This is a genomic window from Salinivibrio sp. MA440 (assembly GCF_001996265.1).
GTDB lineage: Bacteria > Pseudomonadota > Gammaproteobacteria > Enterobacterales > Vibrionaceae > Salinivibrio > Salinivibrio costicola.
This window is the reverse complement of sequence record NZ_MUFI01000020.1, coordinates 42840-58291: the sequence shown is the minus strand read 5'-3', so window position 1 is coordinate 58291 and position 15452 is coordinate 42840. Positions and strand designations below refer to the sequence as shown.

General features: G+C 47.4%; 16 protein-coding genes, 1 tRNA gene and 1 pseudogene. 4 read left to right on the top strand and 14 right to left on the bottom strand.

Features of this window, described 5'->3' with window-relative positions:
* On the top strand, window positions 1–229 hold a 229-nt coding region (locus BZG80_RS08260; protein ID WP_241833882.1), incomplete at its 5' end, for a helix-turn-helix transcriptional regulator.
* A gap of 512 nt (window positions 230–741) precedes the next feature.
* On the opposite strand, the gene BZG80_RS08255 is transcribed toward BZG80_RS08260, so the two are convergent.
* The 6 genes and pseudogenes from BZG80_RS08255 to BZG80_RS08230 all read right to left on the bottom strand — a co-directional run bounded on the left by BZG80_RS08255 (window position 742) and on the right by BZG80_RS08230 (window position 5887).
* The gene (locus tag BZG80_RS08255) at window positions 742–2118 is read right to left on the bottom strand and encodes a UvrD-helicase domain-containing protein (RefSeq protein ID WP_077679111.1); all 1377 of its coding nucleotides are present in this window, start codon (window positions 2116–2118) and stop codon (window positions 742–744) included.
* Window positions 2115–3812 carry an ATP-dependent nuclease gene (locus BZG80_RS08250; RefSeq protein WP_077679110.1) on the bottom strand — a complete coding sequence of 566 codons (1698 nt, stop codon included), beginning with the start codon at window positions 3810–3812 and terminating at the stop codon, window positions 2115–2117. The genes BZG80_RS08255 and BZG80_RS08250 overlap by 4 nt, the downstream gene beginning before the upstream one ends.
* A gap of 168 nt (window positions 3813–3980) precedes the next feature.
* Window positions 3981–4704: pseudogene (locus tag BZG80_RS16255) on the bottom strand (HipA domain-containing protein); the annotation flags it as partial.
* Window positions 4705–4731: 27 nt separating this feature from the next.
* Entirely contained in the window at window positions 4732–5067 is a 336-nt protein-coding gene (locus tag BZG80_RS08240) for a helix-turn-helix domain-containing protein (protein WP_077679109.1), read from the bottom strand.
* 345 nt (window positions 5068–5412) lie between these two features.
* Window positions 5413–5488 (bottom strand) — tRNA-Ile (locus BZG80_RS08235).
* A gap of 156 nt (window positions 5489–5644) precedes the next feature.
* Entirely contained in the window at window positions 5645–5887 is a 243-nt protein-coding gene (locus BZG80_RS08230; protein ID WP_021022648.1) for a hypothetical protein, read from the bottom strand.
* A 322-nt stretch (window positions 5888–6209) separates the two neighbouring features.
* On the opposite strand from BZG80_RS08230, the gene argF reads away from it, so the two are divergent.
* The 3 genes from argF to pyrI all read left to right on the top strand — a co-directional run bounded on the left by argF (window position 6210) and on the right by pyrI (window position 8840).
* Complete coding sequence (gene argF / locus BZG80_RS08225) at window positions 6210–7217, top strand: ornithine carbamoyltransferase (RefSeq protein WP_077676592.1); 1008 nt, start codon at window positions 6210–6212, stop codon at window positions 7215–7217.
* A 214-nt stretch (window positions 7218–7431) separates the two neighbouring features.
* Window positions 7432–8376, top strand: coding sequence for an aspartate carbamoyltransferase (pyrB, locus tag BZG80_RS08220; RefSeq protein ID WP_021022650.1), 945 nt, complete (start codon window positions 7432–7434; stop codon window positions 8374–8376).
* Window positions 8373–8840: an aspartate carbamoyltransferase regulatory subunit gene (gene pyrI, locus BZG80_RS08215; RefSeq protein WP_021022651.1), complete on the top strand. Its 468-nt coding sequence runs from the start codon at window positions 8373–8375 to the stop codon at window positions 8838–8840. The genes pyrB and pyrI overlap by 4 nt, the downstream gene beginning before the upstream one ends.
* 133 nt (window positions 8841–8973) lie before the next feature.
* Here pyrI and sspB read toward each other — a convergent pair whose 3' ends face one another.
* The 8 genes from sspB to zapE all read right to left on the bottom strand — a co-directional run bounded on the left by sspB (window position 8974) and on the right by zapE (window position 15365).
* Complete coding sequence (gene sspB, locus BZG80_RS08210; RefSeq protein ID WP_077679108.1) at window positions 8974–9498, bottom strand: ClpXP protease specificity-enhancing factor; 525 nt, start codon at window positions 9496–9498, stop codon at window positions 8974–8976.
* A complete protein-coding gene (gene sspA / locus BZG80_RS08205) occupies window positions 9498–10136 on the bottom strand; it encodes a stringent starvation protein SspA (protein WP_021022653.1) in 639 nt (212 codons plus the stop codon). The genes sspB and sspA overlap by 1 nt, the downstream gene beginning before the upstream one ends.
* Window positions 10137–10223: 87 nt before the next feature.
* The gene (locus BZG80_RS08200; RefSeq protein WP_021022654.1) at window positions 10224–10961 is read right to left on the bottom strand and encodes a cytochrome c1; all 738 of its coding nucleotides are present in this window, start codon (window positions 10959–10961) and stop codon (window positions 10224–10226) included.
* Entirely contained in the window at window positions 10958–12226 is a 1269-nt protein-coding gene (locus BZG80_RS08195; RefSeq protein WP_021022655.1) for a cytochrome b, read from the bottom strand. The genes BZG80_RS08200 and BZG80_RS08195 overlap by 4 nt, the downstream gene beginning before the upstream one ends.
* Window positions 12226–12816, bottom strand: a complete 591-nt coding sequence (petA, locus tag BZG80_RS08190) for a ubiquinol-cytochrome c reductase iron-sulfur subunit (RefSeq protein ID WP_021022656.1) — start codon at window positions 12814–12816, stop codon at window positions 12226–12228. Before petA ends, BZG80_RS08195 begins: the two co-directional genes overlap by 1 nt.
* Before the next feature lie 380 nt (window positions 12817–13196).
* Window positions 13197–13586: a 30S ribosomal protein S9 gene (gene rpsI / locus BZG80_RS08185; protein ID WP_021022657.1), complete on the bottom strand. Its 390-nt coding sequence runs from the start codon at window positions 13584–13586 to the stop codon at window positions 13197–13199.
* A 13-nt stretch (window positions 13587–13599) separates the two neighbouring features.
* Window positions 13600–14028, bottom strand: coding sequence for a 50S ribosomal protein L13 (gene rplM, locus BZG80_RS08180; protein WP_025674468.1), 429 nt, complete (start codon window positions 14026–14028; stop codon window positions 13600–13602).
* Between the two features lie 230 nt (window positions 14029–14258).
* Window positions 14259–15365 (bottom strand): cell division protein ZapE, encoded by a 1107-nt coding sequence (zapE, locus tag BZG80_RS08175; RefSeq protein ID WP_077679114.1) that lies wholly within the window; start codon window positions 15363–15365, stop codon window positions 14259–14261.
* Between the last annotated feature and the right edge of the window lie 87 nt (window positions 15366–15452).

Genomic DNA, 15452 nt, shown 5'->3' with positions numbered 1-15452 from the left:
AAATAAAGGTAATAAAATGTTTATACGACAGGAGCAATTAGCTAAAGAGATGGGAGTAAGTGTTAGTACTCTGTGGCGCTGGCGTCGAGATGGAAAAATGCCGCCCGTGGTTGCACTTAGCTCTAGAGTCGTGGGCTGGCAGAGAAAAGACATCGAACAGTGGTTAAAAGAACAAACAATAGATGCGACTTGCCACAGGGGGAACAATGTTCTCGCTTCACTTTCATAAACATAAAGTATTTCATTTTTTACGATTAATTACGCATATAAAAATGCTCTTGCAGGAGCAGTGTTCCTGCTTTGGTCTATCTCAGGGAGCCATGTTCCTCTCAAGTCTTCATCAGTTGAACGGAGAACGATGTTCTCCGAATAGCGAAAGACAGATTTACGTATTACCCGACTCGTGTTCGGGGATCTCAGGCAAAGGCTGATAGCTTTCAAACGCTACTGCGAGAACACTGTTCTCGCTCATATCATCAAAAACTAAAGTTTGGTCATTTAATTAATAGATAAAAAATCACTCTCAGTGCTGGACTCTCTGGTGAAAAATGTGTTAACCATTATCTTTCATAAGTCGGTTTGTCAGAACCAATGGGGTAATGAACGCAAGCTCTGAAACACTTTTTCCCCAAAGCGAGCTACAATCAGTGTGAAAAATTACTTAAAGGGTCGCTAGATATCACACATTTTTTTGAGTCAGTCTTCTACTAGATTCCATCGGTGTTTGTGGGTAGATGAATACTAGCTATGAGTAACGAATCCCAGTTCTCCAATGGAATCCCTAACAGCCGCCATATCTTCTTTAGCGAGTAACTCGTGATCTAAAGCCAATACCAACCTCTTCTTGGCACGAGTAAGAGCGACATAGACCTTTTTCCATTCTTTATTAAATCGGTTTGCTTCGCTAATACCATTTTGGGTCAAATATTTCAGGGTATTAGAGCTGAGTATGATTACACACGTATCAGCATCCAATCCCTTGATAGACTCGATACTTTGGACTTTGAACTGAACATCATTTCCCGTACAAGAATTGCACAGATCATACAATTGGGGGTAGTGATAACTCTCTAAGGTTAATCTGTGACTGGCTTTTAGCCTATTAATAGCAATTCTTGCTCCGACTTCGGCGACATCGTCCATAAAATCAGAAAAAACTGCTTTAACAAATAAAGCTTTGTCTTTCTTGTGGTTAGAATCACGAATCATTTCCTCGATCTCTCGTGGGAATGAGTGTGTGTGTTTAGATGAAGTTGTATAGCGACCATTCTTTTTGTCGACACAAACAAGTTGTTTTGTATTTAAGTAGTTCGTTAGTAGCTCGTCATATCGTCCGTCCGTCGATTCAATGTACATGAGTTCACCAGCCATTTCTGATAGTGACTCTTGTTGTTGACCTTCATAACAGAAGCTGTTTGAGACCGCTAGTATCTCTGTGGGTACTCGTCTGGTTTGATTGTTGATCGGTAGTATGGTCGCGTATTCTTTTGGAGCTACTTTTCGAACGAAAGCATCAAGATCTTGGGGAAACTTGATGGCTTGTTTTGGATCTCCGATCATATACACATCAATATCGTTGCACCCTAGAACTTCGAAAAAACGTAGTGCATCTTTGTCTAAGTCTTGGACTTCATCGATGAATATCTTGTCAAAGCAGCTTCCTAGAATAGCCAATAGTCTGCGGACTTTTGCTTTCTTCGCTCTGTTATTGTGCTTGCTGATAGTTTCATCAACAATTTGTTTGGCGATGTTGTATACGCTCTCGGCATGAATGACGTTCTTATCTTTTAATCGTTTTAAGTGCCAGTTTTTGAATCTAGCATAGCTCGGTAACATCATTATTGATGCGTCGTTATACACATCCCCGAGAGTGAATGACGAGAATGGGTAGATGATTTCGTTTAACAGGAAACTATGTACGGTCTGTATACAGAGATTCGACGGAATAAAGCCATGTTGCTTGATTATCTCTTGCTCTATCTTCGCTGTTGCAGAGTTTGTGTACGTCAGTGCAAATGTCTTTTTGTGACTAGTACAAGCTTCGATGTGCTCTATCAAAGTCTTTGCTAAGCCATAAGTTTTCCCAGCACCTGCACCAGCAATCTGTACTTCTATCATGATACCGCCTCGATGACCTCAGCGATGTGAGCTGGTAACCTGATATCCAGTGGACTACCTTCATCAACCATCGCATCACATACATCAAGCATTCTTGCTGTCTTACCATTAATCATGTGCTTGGATACTGCGTCGAGGTCGCCTTCCATTTCGAATAAATCATTTAGTAAAGCTAGGTTGTCTTCTGCTTCTACTAAATCAATTTCAAGTGTGTAGTTTGTTGTTGTTCTTACAGTGACATTCGCATGTGCTGTGTCATAGGCATAATGTTTGGCTTTAGCCGCATCTGAATTGTCATAATCACGGACAACACCAATTTTCTTATTCTGGTTATCTTTGTTCAAGGCTAGCCATATATCTAAGAAAGTGGCGTAACCACGTTGACCGATTGGAATAATATCGATGTCGTTGAGGGCTGGTTGTTTAGACAGATAAGTGCTGATTAGCATTTCTTCAGTCGGCCCTTCTACGAGAATTACTTTGTTCGCAAACAGCAGCTTTAAGATGTCGAAGTTAGGTCTCTTTCTTAGGTAGTCAACTAGCTTAGTTGGAGTATCAGACAGACTAATTGCTTTCTCGCCAGTAAACGCCAACACATTAGAGATCTTCAACTTGTTGATGATCGATGGGTTATGGGTCGAAATGATAGTTTGTACAAGCGAGCCGCTGTTGCTTGAGCTTTTCTCGATGAAGTCTCTTACTAAACGAAGGTTGTTAACGCTCAAGTGTGCTTCTGGTTCTTCTATACAGCACAAGTTGAATGTATCACCACATGACTTGTAGTAAGCAAACAGGATGAGTACGTAGATAAGATTTCGTTGCCCTAAGCCTTTTTGGTACAGAAATTCATTACCGTATTTCAAAGTGATGTTCGATAAGATGTTCTTCAAATTAGGCAGGTTAGGAGTGCACTCAAGCTGTTTGATAATACTGTCGTAATTCTCAAAATCGTCATTAGCTCCAATGACTTTGTCGAATGTTTCAGTCTTTTCAATAGCACTAAAGAACTCAGAGTAGGCTGTATTGATCTGACCTTTGTCGTCATCGTTGAGAGTGTTCATAAGCAGCTTGGTGAAAATGCTATTGGACTTCATTGAACTGCTTTCTGAGAAGTCATCTCGCTCTGCATTGATACTATGGATACTGACGTGTTTTAACTCACTGTATGCGATAGGCTTTTCGTTGTTCACAGATACGACTTGGTAGTCGTAAAGCTCAACGGGTAGAGTAAACCAGTTAATATCATCTAAAGTCTTACCAGCGAGCGATTTCTTTACAACCTCAAGCAAGTCTTTGTCGTCTTTAGGCTTAAAGTCGTATCTAATTTTGTATGTTTCTTCGTCTCCATCAGCAACAATCCACTTAGCCAATAGAGATGTTTCATAAGCATCTTTCGGATCTGCGAACTCTACGGTTACGGATACTTTAGGGATCTTTGTAAGCTGATTCTCTTCAGTGTCATCATCGACAACAGACTTTAGAAAATCAATCACGGCATCTTTGTTAATGTCTGAGACACTCAATCGCTTCTGGTTGAAGTCTATTTGGTTGCCGCTTAACGGTAACGAAAGTGCGGTGAAAAAGTTCGTCTTACCAGTATCGTTTTCACCAATGACGACTGTTAGCTGCTGAAGCGGTGCTTCGAAAAAGCGGAAGCTACGGTAGTTTTTAATCGTTACCTTTTTGATGTACATAAGAATTTCCCTAAAAAGCATACAAGCGCATATGCCACTAATGTACTACAAGTCATGTGGTTACTGTATTGTTCCAACTACTTGTTGGTGCCTAAGTGTGATCGCACGTAACTCGGAAATGTCCAAAAATAATTTATAAATTGATTACTATAGCCCCTGCATTTGCCTTTAAAGAAGTCCACTCATTTCTTGCACGATGTTGGCTTGCTCTAGCAAGTATGCACACTCTGTTTGGATGAGTGACGCACATAGCTCTATGTGTTCACGCTCTCCATCATCTATTCCTTGAGCATCGGTAAGCTCAACCGCTTCCTTCAGGGCATTTTTTATAGCACCAACGATTTCTACCATTATGGAAGCCATTTTGGTACCTGAACAATCGAGCAGAGCGCCGATAACCTGGAGGTAAGTCAGTTGCCTGACAACCATCAATCACATGCTTTCGTTGAACGACATCACGAGTCGCGATATAGGCTCGATCGAACCGCTCTATGCTCAGTGTCCTCGTCTTCCCAATGCGAGTTAACTCAACATTAGCGACGTCCAAACCAGCTAGCTTGGCTAATGTCATGCAGAAGAACTCATTAACAGCAATACACTGTGCTTTACCGCTTTCAAACTTCAGAATGTAGTTTGAACTTAATTTGCCTTCCCCAAACCCCCATTCATCGCCGCGCTTAAGTACGTTTAACTTATTTTGCACACCTGCAACCGAAAGGCGAACCTTGCCATCCCAATAAACCAATGGCGCTAAGTTACGCTCTAATCGGTCTACCAACTCCTCATTAGGTACAGGTCTAAAGCTGGTTGCTTGAGGCTCCGAACCTGGCACTCGAAAAGATAATGCGCCAGATGTTTCTGCACCAAGCTTACGAATCAGCCCAAACGTGTGCCAATAAACACGTCTAGCTGTTGTAACTTACTCATACCAACCGTCCTCACTGCTTATCACGCTGTTTTCAGCGTGAGAGGTTATTTGGCTATGTGGACGAGCAAATAGGTTTAGGTCGATAAGGCGTAATGACAGCCCTAAGGTGTCCATGAGGACAAGTACATTGGCAAAGGTGACACTGGTATCGCCTTTTTCTATCTTCATGACTGTTCTGCGAGATAAATTGGCTTTTGAAGCGAGATCATCAATACGCCAGCCTCTATCGGTGCGCTTTGAGCGAATGGCGCTCCCCAGCGTTTCCATACTGAACTCGGTATTCAAATCAGGCATAGGTTGTGCCTTTACCCTCTTACCTTTTTTCATAAGTGCCTTTTAGTGTACTTTTGTCACTTTTAAGTTCGCCTCACCACATAAGTTCACTATAAATCACTTTTGCGATGAATGTATAAGAAATCACCTATAAGTGCATTTTAAGTTACTTATGATTGGTTTGCGAGTTCAATCTATCTTTGTGCGCTATGGGAGAGATTTATTCGCCAAAAGGACACATTTGGCAACAGCGTAATATTCGGATTAGTATTGGGAACAGACAGAGAAGAGTGCGTGATCGGGGCTTACCTGACCCATTACCTGACCCATTACCTGACCCAAAATCGTCAGGTATAAAAAAAGGTTAGTAAACACTACGCTTACTAACCTTCTAGAATCTGGTGGCCCCTCCCAGACTTGAACTGGGGACCAATCGATTATGAGTCGACTGCTCTAACCACTGAGCTAAGGGGCCGAGTGGATTGGGATTATAGGGGAAGGCAAACAGGGTGTCTAGTTGTAAGGGGGGTCAATTCAGTATGGTTTTTGAGCACTTAGCGCAATGGTGGCAAAACAAGCGCCGCCAGTGTGACGGCACTCATGCTTTGCTTACTGAGTTCTGTGACACCACTTACTGCATGGCGGGGTCTTCGCTGTTGTCATCGGCGGGCCAGGTTTCTTCTTCCGGTGGCCAGGCGCTGTTGTCGTCTTCTGGTATTGGCTGGGTGTCGCAATCCGTGCCACCTTCAGGGCAGGTTACCGCTGGCTGGCCGTCTGCAGGCTGCATAGGCTCGTCATTCGCCATTGCCGGGCCCGCTAGGCCAACTATCATCATCAGTGCGCTCAGAGTCAGTGCTTGGTTGTGTGTTTTCATGGTGTTCTCCTTCCTAATAGTGTCGTTGCCCTTGAGGACAGAAACACTATCTCGCACTCGTCGCACTGGCCTGTCATTCCCTCGCTATAAGGCGGTAAAAGGATTGTGTCGTTTGTCGCCAATTTATCAGCATTGTCAGTCCTTGATTAAATCCCCCTCCTGCGGTCAGAAAACCTTCAAAACGGTGTGTTAATGGTTAATTGATGGCCTTTACGCTCGGTTTTGTCGCTTGCATCTTGTTGACACGCACTTTACTATCAGAGAATAATTAAACATAAATATCGATTTAATATTCAATTTAGCGCGTTATTTAGGGATAAATATGAAAAGCGACCTCTACCAGCAATCACTGCTCACCTTACTCGACTTGTCACCTCAGCAAATCCACGATCTGATTGATGATGCCGCCGTCCTTAAAGCGGCCAAAGCCTGTGGTGAGGAAACCCCACAGCTGACGGGCAAAAACATTGCGCTGATTTTTGAGAAAACCTCAACCCGCACCCGCTGTGCGTTTGAAGTGGCGGCGTTTGATCAAGGCGCACAAGTCACGTATCTCGGCCCCAGCGGCAGCCAAATTGGCCATAAAGAGACCATGAAGGACACCGCGCGGGTGTTAGGGAGAATGTACGATGGCATTCAGTATCGTGGGTTTGGTCAAGAGGTGGTGGAAACCTTAGCCGCCCATGCTGGTGTGCCGGTGTGGAATGGCCTTACCGATGACTTTCACCCCACTCAAGTGCTGGCGGATTTACTCACCATGCAAGCGCACAGTGACAAGCCGCTCAATCAAATCGCCTTTGCGTATTTGGGTGATGCGCGCAATAACATGGGCAATTCGTTGATGGTGGGCGCGGCCAAAATGGGGATGGATTTACGCTTGATTGGTCCTAAAGCCTATTGGCCTGAGGCGGATTTGATTGCCACCTGCCAAGATATTGCCGCCAGTACTGGAGCAACGATCACACTCACGGAAGATACGGCGGCGGTGAAAGGCTGTGATTTTATTTATACCGACATCTGGGTGTCGATGGGCGAGCCAGAATCGGTTTGGGCGCAGCGGGTGGCGGATCTCACCCCTTATCAAGTCAACCCCGGTTTGATGGCCGCCACCGAGAACTCAGATGCCAAGTTCATGCACTGCTTGCCCGCGTTTCATAATGACGAGACCGGCGTGGGTAAACAAATTGCCGATCAATACGGGCTCAATGGCCTGGAAGTGACCGACGCGGTATTTGAATCGGCGCAGTCGATCGTCTTTGATCAAGCCGAGAACCGCCTCCATACCATCAAGGCTGTGATGATTGCCACACTCGTCAAAGCAAGCGCGTAAACGATTGCACTTTTGCTTGCACAGCACAAATAGGGGCGTATAATTCGGCCAGATTTCACTACACGGCCAGAAGTTATGTTGGTTATTCCACCCACAAACAGCGATTTATCCGCCCCATCGCGGGACGGCATTCGCATTGGTCGTGATCGTAAAAGCCTCCGTTTCGGAGGTTTTTTTTTGCCTGTAGCACACTGCAAAGAAAGGGACTCGCGTTATGGCCAATACGCTTTATCACAAACATATTATTTCCATTCCCGAGCTCAGCCGCGACGAGCTAGAGTTAATCGTTGCCACGGCGGGCGAACTTAAAGCCCGCCCGAACCCGACGCTGTTAAAAAATAAAGTGATTGCTAGCTGCTTTTTTGAAGCGTCAACCCGCACGCGGTTGTCCTTTGAAACCGCGATTCAGCGCCTTGGCGGCTCGGTAATTGGCTTTCCCGACGGCGGCAATACCTCGTCAGGCAAAAAAGGCGAAACCTTGGCTGATTCGGTCCGTGTGATTTCTTCTTACGTTGATGGCTTTGTCATGCGTCACCCAAAAGAAGGCGCTGCGCGATTAGCGTCGGAGTTTTCTGAAGGCGTGCCGGTGGTGAATGGTGGCGACGGCGCGAATCAGCACCCGACCCAAACCTTGCTCGATTTGTTCTCGATTTACGAAACCCAGGGCCGCTTGGATAACTTAAATATCGCCATGGTGGGAGATCTCAAATACGGCCGTACCGTGCATTCGCTGACCCAGGCGTTATCAAAGTTCGAGGGCAACCGCTTCTTTTACATCGCTCCTGATGCACTCGCCATGCCAGAGCACCTGCTTGATGAGCTTGCCGCGGGCGGCCACCCGTATAGCCTGCACAGTAGCATTAGCGATGTGGTGCCTGAGTTAGATGTACTTTACATGACACGGGTGCAAAAAGAGCGCTTTGATGAGTCAGAATACGCCCACATTAAATCAGCGTTTATTTTAAGTGCCGGCATGCTGCGTGATGCCAAGCCGAATATGAAGGTGATGCATCCGCTGCCACGCGTGGATGAAATTACCGTTGATGTCGATAAAACCCCGCACGCGTATTACTTTGAGCAAGCAGAAAATGGGGTGTATGCCCGAGAGGCTCTACTCGCGCTGGTGTTAAATGAACAGGTTGAAGGAGTTGCAAAATGAGCACGGATAATAAACTACAAGTCGAAGCGATCTGCCACGGCACTGTGATTGATCATATCCCCGCGCACATTGGCTTTAAGATCTTAAACCTGTTTCAAATGCATGGTAGCGATCAGCGGATCACCATTGGTTTGAATCTGCCTTCGTCGGCGCTCGGCAGTAAAGATTTGATCAAAATCGAGAACGTGGTAATCAGCGAAGATCAAGCCAGTCAGCTTGCCCTGTACGCGCCACAGGCAACGGTGAATCAAATTGAAGATTATCAAGTGGTCGCCAAGCTGCCGCTGACATTGCCTGAGGTGATTCAAGGGGTGTTTAGCTGCCCAAACTCTAACTGCATTACCCATGGCGAGCCGGCTGTCGATAGCTCATTCCGAGTGCTCACGGAGGCAGACGATGTGAAGCTCTGCTGCAAGTACTGTGAGAAGGTATTCTCACGCGAGATCATGACCGAGCGTCACTAGTCCTCGCTGTCTAGCCCTAGTGCGAGGGTGCTCGGTTGCGGGCGCGCTTGCACTGCGCCTGCCGCGCGCGTAACACATAAAAAAACCAGCATCGAGATGCTGGTTTTTTGTCATCGTTTTACCTGCCAAGTGGTTATTTCACCACGGTAAGCGTCGGCTTGCCTTTTTTACTCGGCGCCGCTGGCGCTTCTGGTTCGTCATCGGCCTGTGGCAGTGCGTCTGGATCGTCAACACTGTCAACAGAGACAAGCGATGGCTCGTCCTCTTCGGTCGGTGCCGGCTCGAACGTCTCGTCCTCGAACATCTCGTCATCAGCGTTGGCGTAGGCAGGCTCCATTTCAAACATGGTCCCGGCGCCATTTTCACGCGCATACAGTGCAAGCACGGCTGCCATTGGCACCATCACTTGCTGCGGTTTACCGCCAAAGCGCGCGTTAAAGCACACATGCTCGTTACTGAGTTCAAGATTACCGACTGCTCGAGGGGCGATGTTCAGTACAATTTGCCCGTCTTTGACGTAATCAAACGGTACTTGCGCCCCTGGTAAGGTCGCATCGACCACAATGTGTGGCGTGAGATCGTTGTCCAGTAACCAGTCGTAAAACGCCCGAACCAAATAAGGACGGCGCGGTGTCATGGCAAATTCAGATGTAGACATTATTGACCTGTTAGTCGCATTTCACGTTCAGCTTCTGTCAGTGAGGCGAGAAACGAATCACGCTCAAACAGACGCGTCATGTAGTCTTTGACTTGCTTTGAGCCCTGACCGGTCAGTTCGATACCCAGTGCAGGTAAACGCCATAAAAGTGGCGCTAAGTAGCAATCAACAAGGCTAAATTCTTCACTTAAGAAGTAAGGATCTTCGGCAAAGACAGGCGCCAGAGCCAGGAGCTCTTCACGTAATTGCTTACGGGCTTTATCCGCCTCATCCGCACTGCCCTGCATGATCTGATCCACCAAGGTATACCAGTTACGCTTAATGCGATACATCATCAAGCGGCTTTGTGCACGCGCGACAGGATAAACCGGCATCAATGGCGGGTGAGGGAAACGCTCATCCAAGTATTCCATGATGATGTCTGCGTTATACAGCGCTAACTCACGGTCAATCAAGGTTGGAACAGAGTTATAAGGATTTAAGTCAACCAGATCTTCTGGCAGATTATTCGGATCCACCAGCTCGATTTCTACACTGACACCTTTCTCTGCGAGGACGATGCGTACCTGATGACTATATAAATCAGATGCGTCAGAGAATAACGTCATCACCGAGCGTTTATTGGCAGCAACAGCCATCAACCCCTCCAGGATGTTCAATATCAATAGAAAGCAATGGGGACTCAAAGCCCCCATTGCGGATTAGCAACACACTAGATTAACCGATCAGTGCACATCGCGCCAATATTCTTTCTTGAGGAAGTAAGCCAAAATCAAGAATACCACGAAGAAACCGATCACCCACCAACCGAGTTGCTGGCGCTCAAGCTTCACCGGCTCACCGGAATACTCGAGGAAATTGACCAAGTCTCGGACGGCATTATCATACTCGCCCTCACTCAGCTCGCCATTGCCGTCAGACTGCAGGCCGACAAATTCCTCAACCGGCTCACCATCCACCATGCGTGTTTCGTACACTTTACGTGGGGTGCCTTGAAGCTCTTCAAGCACATGCGGCATGCCCACGTTAGGGAATACCGTATTGTTCACGCCAAACGGACGCGATGGGTCAACATAGAATGAACGCAGATAGGTATAGATCCAGTCAGTACCACGTACACGCGCGACCAGCGTCAAGTCAGGCGCTGGCGCACCGAAGTACTGTGCACCCGACTCTTGACTCATGGCGTTAGTCATTAACTCACCATAGTCCGCATTCTTGTCGACAATCAGGTGTTCTTCCATCAAGTCTTGTGGAATGTTCAGATCTTCTGCGACACGCTGATAGCGCTGATACTGCGTGGCATGACAGCCGAAGCAGTAGTTCATGAACATTTTTGCGCCACGTTGCAATGAGGCTTTGTCCGTTAAATCGTTGTTGGCGTCGTCCAAGTGAACGTTACCGCCCGCGGCCATTGCCAAAGAGGGCAACAGCGCGCACAAGATTACAATCCATTTTCTCATTTGAATGTCACCCTCTCTGGTAGCGGTTTTGTTGCCTCATTTTTGCTGTAGAAGAACAACAGCACAAAGAACATGAAGTAACAGAAGCTGAAGATCTGCGCCAGCAAGGTGTACGTTGGAGTCGCTGGCAACGCGCCCAGAATGCCGAGAGCTACAAACGCAATCACAAATTGCACAATGTTTGCCAAGTGCAGTTTGCTACGGTAGCGATACGAACGCACGCGACAACGATCTAACCATGGCAACAAGAACAGCACCACAATCGACGCACCCATGGCGATAACACCAATCAGCTTGTCAGGAATCGCACGCAAAATTGCATAGAAGGGCGTGAAGTACCAAACCGGAGCAATATGCTCAGGGGTCTTCAGCGGGTTCGCGGCCTCAAAGTTCGGTGGCTCAAGGAAGTAACCGCCCATCTCAGGGTTAAAGAAAATCACATACGCGAACAAGATACCAAACACACCCACGCCAATGAGATCTTTCACCGTGCCGTATGGATGGAAAGGAATCGAGTCGATGATCTTATATTTTTTGGTGTAATCAGGGTGGAACGTAAACTGTGACTGCTGGCCATCGTCATCCGCTTCGCCTTTAGGCAGTTTGGTGTCGATACCATCTGGGTTGTTAGAGCCCACTTCGTGCAACGCTAAGACGTGCAACGCGACTAACAGCAGCAACACAATCGGCAAGGCCACCACGTGAAGCGCAAAGAAGCGGTTCAAGGTTGCGCCTGATACCACGTAATCACCGCGGATCCAAAGCGTTAAGTCATCACCAATCACAGGAATCGCACCAAACAAGGAGATGATAACCTGTGCCCCCCAGTAAGACATCTGTCCCCATGGCAGCAGGTAGCCCATAAAGGCTTCTGCCATTAACACCAAGAAGATCAGCATCCCAAACAGCCACAGTAGCTCACGCGGCTTCTGGTACGAGCCATAAATGAGGCCGCGGAACATGTGCAGGTACACCACCACGAAGAACGCCGAGGCCCCAGTGGAGTGCATATATCGGAGCAGCCAACCGTACTCGACATCACGCATGATGTATTCAACAGAGGCAAACGCACCTTCCGCTGAAGGGTTGTAGTTCATGGTTAGCCAAATCCCGGTAACAATTTGGTTAACCAGAACAATCATCGCGAGCACACCAAACATATACCAGAAGTTAAAGTTCTTCGGCATTGGGTACTCGGTCATGTGCTTGCGATACGCATTCATCGCGGGAAGGCGTTTCTCAATCCAGTTAGCAAAACTTTCCATTACGCAGCCCCCTCATCTTGTCCCACCAGCACTCGCTTGTCGTCCAAGTACATATAAGGTGGAACGACCAGGTTAAGTGGTGCAGGTACGCCTTGAAAAACACGTCCAGCCATGTCAAATTTTGACCCATGACACGGACAAAAGAACCCGGCTTTCACTCCACTCACTTGCTCACTGAAGCTGTCTGGTAGATAGGTTGGTGAACAACCAAGATGGGTGCAGATACCAACCGCGACAAAAATTTCAGGTTTAATAGAGCGGAGCTGGTTGGTTGCATATTCCGGTTGTTGCGGCTGTGCTGATTGCGGATCGCGCAATTGGTCTTCAAAGCTTGAAAGCTCCTCAACCACGGCGTCGCTACGGCGCACAATCCACACAGGTTTTCCTCGCCACTCGACACGGATCATTTGTCCGTCTTGCAGCTTACTGATATCGACTTCGACCGGCGCGCCCGCCGCTTTGGCTTTCGCGCTTGGGTTCCATGACTTAATAAAAGGCACGGCAACTGCTACGGCCCCTAAACCGCCAACAACTGACGTCGTCGCAGTCAGGAAGCGGCGTCGGCCGGTATTCACTGGCGCATTGCTCATCCAACATTCTCCCATGTGCTCCCGCTTGGATTTTTATTTTGTCCTTTGCGTCCATGGAGCGTACGGCTTACTTAAAAACGAATATGTAATAACGGCTGACTGGGATCAGTTCGATTAAATCTTAGCTGCTATTACGTCGGCTAGATGATAGAGAAAACCCTACTTTTTGACAAGATAAAGCTACCTTTTTGTAACAAATGTGAGCGGTGTGCACAGAATTATGTAAAGGGTAATAAAAATGTTGGAAAGTGCGCGCTTATACACTGTTTTAAAAGGGAATAAAGAGGTAATGCCCTACCTTGTTACATCAGAAAAAATTGCATAAAAAAAGCCTGGCGTGAACACCAGGCTTTTTGTAGCAAATCTGACGATAACGTCGATTAACGCTTCGAGAACTGCGGGCTACGACGTGCTTTACGAAGACCCACTTTCTTACGCTCAACTTTACGCGCATCACGCGTCACAAAGCCAGCTGCACGTAGTGCAGGACGTAGTGACTCGTCATACTCCATCAAGGCACGAGTAATGCCGTGACGGATTGCGCCTGCTTGACCAGAGATACCACCACCAGAAACGGTGATGTACAGGTCAAGCTTCTCAGTCATTTCTACCAGCTCAAGTGGCTGACGAACAACCATGCGAGCGGTTTCACGACCGAAGTAAGTGTCGAGAGAACGCTTGTTGATCTCGATGTTGCCGCTACCCGGCTTGATGAAGACACGAGCTGCGGAGCTTTTGCGACGGCCGGTGCCGTAGTATTGTTCTGCCATTGCTTTATTCCTCTTAGATGTCTAGTACTTGCGGTTGTTGTGCCGCGTGCTTGTGCTCAGAACCTGCGTAAACTTTCAGTTTACGGTACATAGCACGACCTAGAGGACCGCGTGGCAACATACCTTTAACGGCTTTTTCAATCACCAGCTCAGGTTTTTGCGCGATCAGTTTTTCAAAGCTGATTGACTTGATGCCACCAATGTAGCCAGTGTGGCTGTAGTACATCTTGTCAGATTTTTTGCGGCCAGTTACAGCCACTTTTTCAGCGTTGATAACAACAATGTAGTCACCAGTGTCAACGTGAGGCGTGTACTCTGGCTTGTGCTTGCCACGCAGACGCGTTGCAATTTCAGTGGCCAGACGGCCTAGCGTTTTGCCTTCAGCGTCTACAACGAACCAGTCGCGTTTTACAGTTTCTGGTTTAGCAACGAAAGTTTTCATGCTAATAATTACCCGATTAATAAGTTTCACTTCAGGAGCCTAAGCTCCCACTGTTAAGCGTCCATACATCACCCCTTCGAGTGGTGGTACACCCGGCCAAAGCCTTTCAACAGTAACGGTGGGTCGCGAGATTATAGGGAAGAGTGGAGAAAAAATCACCTCCTTTTCGCAAAAAAATTCCGCCGTTTTTCTCAGTTGGTTATTGTTTGACTGTTCGCCAGCAGACAGCCTTAGGGCAAATGAGGCAATGCGAGATAGTCATGGCTTTGCATTTCAATCAAGCGTGACTGGCAACGCTTAAACTCAAACGCTAAACGGTCGCCATCATAGAGGCTATCGAGTGGCACCGCCGCTGAAATAATGAGTTTGACGCTACGCTCATAAAACTCGTCTACCAGCGCAATAAACCGACGCGCAGCATCGTCTTGTGTACTGTGTAATTGCGGCATGTCAGCGACTAATACCGTGTGATAAAGCCGCGCAATTTCCATGTAGTCGGTTTGACTGCGGGCGGACTGACACAGCTCAGCAAAACTAAAATGCGCTACGCCATCGCCATTTTCAATGGTCTGTAGCGGGCGGTTATTTACGTCTATCGCTTGGTCGCGCTGCCCCCCTTCCCCATTGAGTTTTTTGAAATACGCCTGCATCGTCTCGGTAGCGGTATCGCCAAGCGGGTGATAAAAAATAGCCGCTTGGGTCAGAGTACGCAGGCGATAATCAACGCCTGAGTCAACATTGACCACCTCACAGTGCTGATTGATTAAGTCAATGGCGGGCATAAAGCGTGCGCGCTGTAATCCGTTCCAATACAGTTCATCAGGCACGATATTTGAGGTCGCGACCAAGGTGATCCCGCGGGCAAATAGCGCTTCCATCAGGGTCCCTAAGATCATGGCATCGGTAATGTCCGAGACAAAGAATTCGTCAAAACACAGCACGCGGGTTTCTTGTGCAAACTTATCGGCGATTTGCGGCAATGGATCCGCTTCGCCATCCAGTATTCTTAGCTCTTGATGCACCCGATGCATAAAGCGATGAAAGTGCATGCGCATTTTGTTATCAAAAGGGAGTGCGTGAAAAAACGTATCCATTAAATAGGTTTTCCCGCGTCCCACACCGCCCCAAAAGTATAGGCCTTTTACTGGGGTTACAGAGGCCGGTTCGCGCTTTCGCCAAGGCAACCAGCTGCGCTTTTCCGGCGTAGTGGGGGTGATGGGATGAGCGAGTAAACGGTGGTAGAGCTCATCAAGTTTCTCGACCGCCATACGTTGCGCGGGGTCTTCGATATAATGGTGGTGGGTCAGATCGTTATTATAATGTTCTAAGGGCGTCATTCCTTGAAAGCCTCGTTGGTTATCGCCATCGTTTTCATAGTAACACGCGAGCGAGAAAGAGAAATACGCGCGTATAGGAGTACCACG

Bases quoted from the DNA above. Each gene is read 5' to 3' on its own strand.
- BZG80_RS08255 (WP_077679111.1), bottom strand. From the start codon at position 2,118: ATGATAGAAGTACAGATTGCTGGTGCAGGTGCTGGGAAAACTTATGGC.
- BZG80_RS08250 (WP_077679110.1), bottom strand. From the start codon at position 3,812: ATGTACATCAAAAAGGTAACGATTAAAAACTACCGTAGCTTCCGCTTT.
- BZG80_RS08240 (WP_077679109.1), bottom strand. From the start codon at position 5,067: ATGAAAAAAGGTAAGAGGGTAAAGGCACAACCTATGCCTGATTTGAAT.
- BZG80_RS08230 (WP_021022648.1), bottom strand. From the start codon at position 5,887: ATGAAAACACACAACCAAGCACTGACTCTGAGCGCACTGATGATGATA.
- argF (WP_077676592.1), top strand. From the start codon at position 6,210: ATGAAAAGCGACCTCTACCAGCAATCACTGCTCACCTTACTCGACTTG.
- pyrB (WP_021022650.1), top strand. From the start codon at position 7,432: ATGGCCAATACGCTTTATCACAAACATATTATTTCCATTCCCGAGCTC.
- pyrI (WP_021022651.1), top strand. From the start codon at position 8,373: ATGAGCACGGATAATAAACTACAAGTCGAAGCGATCTGCCACGGCACT.
- sspB (WP_077679108.1), bottom strand. From the start codon at position 9,498: ATGTCTACATCTGAATTTGCCATGACACCGCGCCGTCCTTATTTGGTT.
- sspA (WP_021022653.1), bottom strand. From the start codon at position 10,136: ATGGCTGTTGCTGCCAATAAACGCTCGGTGATGACGTTATTCTCTGAC.
- BZG80_RS08200 (WP_021022654.1), bottom strand. From the start codon at position 10,961: ATGAGAAAATGGATTGTAATCTTGTGCGCGCTGTTGCCCTCTTTGGCA.
- BZG80_RS08195 (WP_021022655.1), bottom strand. From the start codon at position 12,226: ATGGAAAGTTTTGCTAACTGGATTGAGAAACGCCTTCCCGCGATGAAT.
- petA (WP_021022656.1), bottom strand. From the start codon at position 12,816: ATGAGCAATGCGCCAGTGAATACCGGCCGACGCCGCTTCCTGACTGCG.
- rpsI (WP_021022657.1), bottom strand. From the start codon at position 13,586: ATGGCAGAACAATACTACGGCACCGGCCGTCGCAAAAGCTCCGCAGCT.
- rplM (WP_025674468.1), bottom strand. From the start codon at position 14,028: ATGAAAACTTTCGTTGCTAAACCAGAAACTGTAAAACGCGACTGGTTC.
- zapE (WP_077679114.1), bottom strand. From the start codon at position 15,365: ATGACGCCCTTAGAACATTATAATAACGATCTGACCCACCACCATTAT.